Annotated in this window: 6 protein-coding genes; 3 read left to right on the top strand and 3 right to left on the bottom strand. The window is 64.3% G+C overall.

Going from position 1 to position 5352, the window contains the following annotated elements; genetic code table 11:
* Together H928_RS28130 and H928_RS0115435 are read right to left on the bottom strand one after the other, a co-directional pair.
* The coding region (locus tag H928_RS28130) for an oxidoreductase-like domain-containing protein (protein ID WP_021027315.1) at nt 1–199 on the bottom strand (199 nt) is incomplete at its 3' end.
* Entirely contained in the window at nt 196–447 is a 252-nt protein-coding gene (locus H928_RS0115435; RefSeq protein WP_021027316.1) for a hypothetical protein, read from the bottom strand. The genes H928_RS0115435 and H928_RS28130, both read right to left, overlap by 4 nt.
* A gap of 70 nt (nt 448–517) precedes the next feature.
* Here H928_RS0115435 and ylqF point away from each other — a divergent pair, with 70 nt between their 5' ends.
* From ylqF to H928_RS28135, 3 genes are all read left to right on the top strand, one after another.
* Nucleotides 518–1462: a ribosome biogenesis GTPase YlqF gene (ylqF, locus tag H928_RS0115440; RefSeq protein ID WP_027010990.1), complete on the top strand. Its 945-nt coding sequence runs from the start codon at nt 518–520 to the stop codon at nt 1460–1462.
* Between the two features lie 446 nt (nt 1463–1908).
* The gene (locus H928_RS0115445; RefSeq protein ID WP_021027318.1) at nt 1909–2154 is read left to right on the top strand and encodes a hypothetical protein; all 246 of its coding nucleotides are present in this window, start codon (nt 1909–1911) and stop codon (nt 2152–2154) included.
* 31 nt (nt 2155–2185) lie between these two features.
* Entirely contained in the window at nt 2186–4168 is a 1983-nt protein-coding gene (locus H928_RS28135) for an ATP-binding protein (RefSeq protein WP_021027319.1), read from the top strand.
* 82 nt (nt 4169–4250) lie between these two features.
* Here the strand turns inward: H928_RS28135 and H928_RS28140 are convergent.
* On the bottom strand, nt 4251–5352 hold a 1102-nt coding region (locus tag H928_RS28140), incomplete at its 5' end, for a TraB/GumN family protein (protein ID WP_204366320.1).

A 5352-nucleotide genomic window follows, 5' to 3' on the forward strand; every position in this document is an offset into this window, starting at 1 on the left:
CCTGCCAGTACATCGCCGCGGCAAAAAAACCTTCCCAGACGCAGCCATTGCAGCCCCGCCCGCAGCAGGTCGTCGGCGCGGCGGGGGGCTCGCGCAGGCTGATCTGGCGGGCGCTGGCGCTGGCCTGCAGCGCGGCAAAGCACTGGCGTGCCTCGCGCAGGCTGCCCAGCGGCTGGACGCTGAGGGTGGCAGCGTTCACTGCTCGGGCCGGGGCGGCACGGCCTTGCGGCGCAGGCCAAAGCGCAGCACAAAAGCCGCGCCCAATACCAGGGAAAACCAACCCACTGCCGGGGCCTTGGCGAAAACTCCCTGCACAATATCGCCCTGAGCGACATAGGGCGAGACGACGATCACCAGCCCTATCAAGACCAAGATGATGCCTTTGATGAGCAGGTCCTGATCGGATTTGCGCTGCGCATCCCACTGGCGTTGAGATAAAGAAGACATGGCAGCATTATCCGGCACAGCGCGCCTGCGTGCGCACCGCCTGCCTGCCATTCCCCCCGAAAGCAAGAGTATGAGTATCCAATGGTTCCCCGGGCATATGCACCTGACGCGCAAGCTGATTGCCGAGCGCATCAAAGACATCGATGTGGTCATCGAGGTGCTCGATGCACGCATGCCTGGATCGAGTGCCAACCCGGCGCTGACGGAGCTGACCGGCCACAAGCCCACGCTCAAGATCATCAACAAGCAGGACATGGCCGATGCCAGCCGCACGGCGCTGTGGGTGGCCTGGTATGAGGCCCAGCACGAAACCAAGGCCTTGCCGCTCGATGCCAGCGAGCCGGCCCCGGCCAAGCGCCTGGTGGAGGCCTGCCGCCAACTGGCCCCCGGGCGCGGTGGCCTGGCCAAGCCGATGCGCGTGCTGATCTGCGGCGTGCCCAATGTGGGCAAGTCCACCCTGATCAACAGCATGAGCGGCAAGGGCCAGGCCAAGGCTGGCGACGAGGCCGGTGTGACCAAGGACGAGCAGCGCATTGTGCTGGCCGATGACTTCTACCTCTGGGACACGCCCGGCATGCTCTGGCCCAAGATCATCGTGCCCGAGTCGGGCTACAACCTGGCGGCCTGCGGATCGGTGGGGCGCAATGCCTATGACGACGAACTGGTGGCGCTGGAGTTGCTGCTGTACCTGCAAAGGCACTACCCGCGCCAGCTGGACGAGCGCTACAAGCTGGGGCTCGAAGATGCGGACATCGCTGCGCTGAGCGATGACGAGCTGCTGACCTTGATTGGCAAGAAGCGCGGCGCAGTCATGGGCGGCGGGCGCATCAACATGCAAAAGGCCGCTGAGCTGCTGATCACCGACTTTCGCACCCAGATGCTGGGCCGCATCACCGTGGAGACGCCGGCAGAGTTTGAGCAATGGCGGGCCGCGGGCGAGGTGGCCGAGGCCTTGCAGCAAGCCAAAAAGGCTGAACACGCCAAGCACCGCAAGGCCGGCCGCAAGCGCTACTGATCCGCATGCTGCGTCAGCGGCGGTTTCGGCCACCGTTGGCGCGTTGCTGCGTTTTATGCGCACAAAGCCGTGTAAAAGAGGCGGAAGCCAGCGGTTGCTGGTTAGTTTTATGCAACAGCCTGTATATGGGGCTTGCCAAATCAACAAATTGCCGCTATAGTCCAGCCTTCGTCTTCTTATCGCTGCAGCAACGAATGACCTTCTGCAGCGCACCATTGGGAGTTTTTGCTATGTCCTGTTTCATGTTCAACCCTCTCCACTGAACACGGTTTCTGCCCCGGCTAAACCATGTTCATATGGTTTAGCCTTGGCCCAGATCGCCGCCTGCACCACTGCAGCCGGGATCGACAAAAGCCCTGGCTACTTCGCCGGGGCTTTTTGTTTTGGGGTTTTGCTGCGCCAGCCACCACGCCATCGGCGCGCCAGGCCCCTGAGGAACCGCACAGATGAGTGCAAAAACTGTTTCCCGTGCCTTTGAAGAGGGCCGGGTCAAGGCTTTGCGCCGCATGAAGCAGCCGATCGCGCTGCTGATCGTGGCCGATGCCACTCCTTTCAATCCTGTTGCCAAGGCCATGGCCCAGCGGCGTCTGTCCGGCGCTGCGGGCAAGCACATCCGCAGCCAGGGCGCCCAGCGCCGTGCCGACCGGATGGCCTTGCAGCAGATGACCCGCAAAGCCGACCATGGGGATTGAGCGGCTGCGCAGGATGAAGAGACAGCACAACATGAAAGAAATGAAAACCTCCCCGGAGCTATTGCTTCGCGTACAGATGCATGAGCGTCAGCAAAACCTGCAGGCCATTGCGGCCCAGCTGAAAACCGAATTGATCGGTATTGATGACGTGATTGACCGTGTGATGGGCGCCGTGCGCGCCTGGTATGTGATGCCCCAGCTCATTACCCGCCCTGTGATTGTGTGCCTGTGGGGATTGACAGGCACGGGCAAGACCCAGCTGACGCGCCGCCTGGCGCAGCTGCTGGGTTTTTATGATCGCTTTGTCGAAGTCCAGATGGACGGCTTCAGCCAAAACGGTGACAGCTATGGCGCATCGACCATCTCCGGCACGCTCGAGAGTGCGGGGCTGGTGGAAGGCGCGCCCGGCATCCTGGTGCTCGATGAGTTCCAGCGTTACCGCACCGTGAGCAGCCGTGGCGATGACAGCAAGGTCGAGCGCTACCAGGATGTCTGGGCCTTGTTGTCGGATGGCAAGCTGCCGCCTGCCTTGTCGGAACTGCACAGCATAGAGCGCAAGCTGGCGGACGCGCTCTATGACGCCGAGCGAGCCGAAGAGGACGACGCGCAGGAGCGGCGCAAAAAGCAGCAGATGCGCTACAAGATCGATGCCTGGGACGCACAGGCACTCAAGCGCAGCCTGAAGCTCGATGCGCCGTTGCTGGACATCATGCAGTGGAGCAATGACTACATTCACCAGCTGCTGGTCCAGTTTCGCAGTTCCCAGCAATCCTGGGAGACCGATTACAGCCGGCTGCTGGTCTTTGTCTGTGGCAATCTCGACGAGATGTACACGGAGACGGCCAGCCGCGTCGAAGACTGCGACACCGATGCCGACATTTTCCACCGGCTCACCAGCCGGCTGTCGCTGATCGATGTCAAGCGCGCCTTGGCCGAGCGCTTCAAGCCCGAGCAGATTGCCCGGCTGGGCAACCAGCATGTGATCTACCCGTCGTTCAGCCGCTCGGCCTACGAGCAACTGATTGCGACGACGGTGCAGCACTATGTGCAGGGGCTGGAAGCCAACTGCGGGCTGCGCTTTGTCATCGGCAGCGATGTGCTGGCGCAGATCTACCAGAATGCCGTCTTTCCCACCCAGGGAACGCGGCCGCTGTTCTCGTCGGTGCACACGATCCTGTCGAGTGCGCTGGTCGATGCAGCGCTGTGGGCGCTGGAGCAGGGCGCGCAGGCCGGTCAGCAGTTGCGGGTGCAGATGGCCGCTGGCGCTGCGCGGCTGCAGGTGCAACTGGCGCTGCCGGATGCGCCAGAGGTGCTGCAGCAGTGCTTTGCGGTGCCGTTGGATCTGAACAAGGTCAAGCAGCGCACCAGCGCGGATTTCCGCGCGCTGCTGGCGGTGCATGAGGCCGGGCACGGCCTGGTCTATGCGCTGTTGTTTGGCCGCACGCCGCAGGAGCTGAAGATCAATATCGCGACCTTCGAAGGCGGCTACAACAGCTTTACCGAGCTGCAGGCGACATCGCGGCGCAATATGCTGGACATGGTCTGCGTGGGCCTGGCCGGCCGCGCGGCCGAGCGCCATGTGTTTGGCCAGGAAGCCTGTACCACCGGGGCCGAGCAGGATATCCGGCAGGCCACGGCGGATGCGGCGCGCTACCTGCGCCACCTGGGTTTTGGTGCGCGCCTGTCGCGCACCGATGTGGCCCAGGAGCCTGGCGACAACACCAATACCGAAGTGGCACCCAGCAATGCCGGTATGGAAGCCTTGCTGCAAGCGCAGATGCTGCGTGCGCAGGATCTGCTGGTGCAGCACAACGCCTTGCTGATGGCGATGACCGCCTTGCTGCTGCGCGAGGGCCTGATCAGCCCCGCCGCGATGGCCCAGCTGTGCGCCGAGCATGGCCAGGCGGTGCAGGCCAGTGCGGCGCAGATCCCGGATGCGGCCGAACAAAAATGGGAGCTGGAGCCCTATGCCGACATGCTGGCCAAGCACGACCAGCGCCTGCGCATGGTCTGAGTGCCCGAGCTGTTCAGCTATTTTTTTACGCCGCCTGTTGCATCCAACAGGCGGCGTTTTTTATGGGCACTTTTATGGGCGCTTATGTGGCCTTGGCGGGCGTGCTCACAGGCACTGCGCTGCTGGCAGCGGCTGCAGCCTCTGCACCCTTGCCGGTCAGCTGCCGCACCGTAAAGCCCTGCTTTTGCAGCAATTGCAGCAGGTTGTTGTCGCCCACCATGTGCAGCAGGCCTACGGCGATGAAGAGCTGGGGCTGGGCCGCCATCATGGCCGGCAGCCGCTCGGCCATGCGCTGGTTGCGGGTGTCGAGCAGAGCCGCCTGCATGCCCACATCGCCCAGGCATTGGCAGTCCTGCATCAGCTGCTTCAGGGCGGCCAGGTCACCGCTTTCCCAGTAGGTCGCCAGCTGCCGGGCGACCTGGCGGTTCTTGCCGCTGTCGATGTCATCGAGCGCCTTGCGGATGTCATCGGGCGTGGCCAGCTGCGCGGGCACACCATCGCCGCCCAGGCCCATGGCCAGCAGCTGCTCCTGCGCCGTCTCGATGGCCTGCACCGGCTTGCCCACCGCATGGGCCATGGCCGCCAGGTTCAGGTCGATGCCATAGGCCGGGTGGTAGCCGCTGCGCGCCATGTCCTGCATGCCCAGCGCGATCAGGCGGGCCAGGGTGGCGGCATTGGTTTGCCAGCTGCTCTGGTCCACACAGGATTCGAAGGCCATGCGGCCCATGCGTGTCTGCAGCTCGGGGTTTTGGCGCATGACCAGCTTTTGCCGGTCATTGTCTTCGCGCATCGCCTGGGTCAGGGCCTGCAGGGTGGCGGGGTCGACCGGGTCCAGCTCCAGCGCAATGGCCGGCGCAGCGCGCAGCGCTTGTGCGGTGCGCGGGCCGGGAAAGATCCAGGGCAGCTGGCCCACATGGATGCTGCCCCACAGATAGGCAACCGTATCGCCTTTGCGCAGTTGCCACAGCACGCCCCGGTCCGGATGCGGCTTGCGCGATTCCGCCTGGTAGACCGCAGGATCTTTGACGGGTGGCGCTGGGCACGAGGGGTTGTCCGCTGGTGCCAGCTGCGGTGCTGGCGCGGCTACAGGCGTGCGTGCCTGGGCGGCATGGCCGCCGGCGAGCAAGGCCAGGCCCAGCAGCAGCTGTGGCAGCAGGCGCAGGCCGCGCGCGGGGGGGGGGGGG

Origin of the sequence: Comamonas sp. B-9 (assembly GCF_000410635.1) — a bacterium.
In the GTDB taxonomy this organism is placed as follows: Bacteria; Pseudomonadota; Gammaproteobacteria; order Burkholderiales; family Burkholderiaceae_C; genus Comamonas.

Coding starts and splice junctions, on each gene's coding strand:
- ylqF (WP_027010990.1), top strand. CDS start 518: ATGAGTATCCAATGGTTCCCCGGGCATATGCACCTGACGCGCAAGCTG.
- H928_RS0115445 (WP_021027318.1), top strand. CDS start 1,909: ATGAGTGCAAAAACTGTTTCCCGTGCCTTTGAAGAGGGCCGGGTCAAG.
- H928_RS28135 (WP_021027319.1), top strand. CDS start 2,186: ATGAAAGAAATGAAAACCTCCCCGGAGCTATTGCTTCGCGTACAGATG.
- H928_RS0115435 (WP_021027316.1), bottom strand. CDS start 447: ATGTCTTCTTTATCTCAACGCCAGTGGGATGCGCAGCGCAAATCCGAT.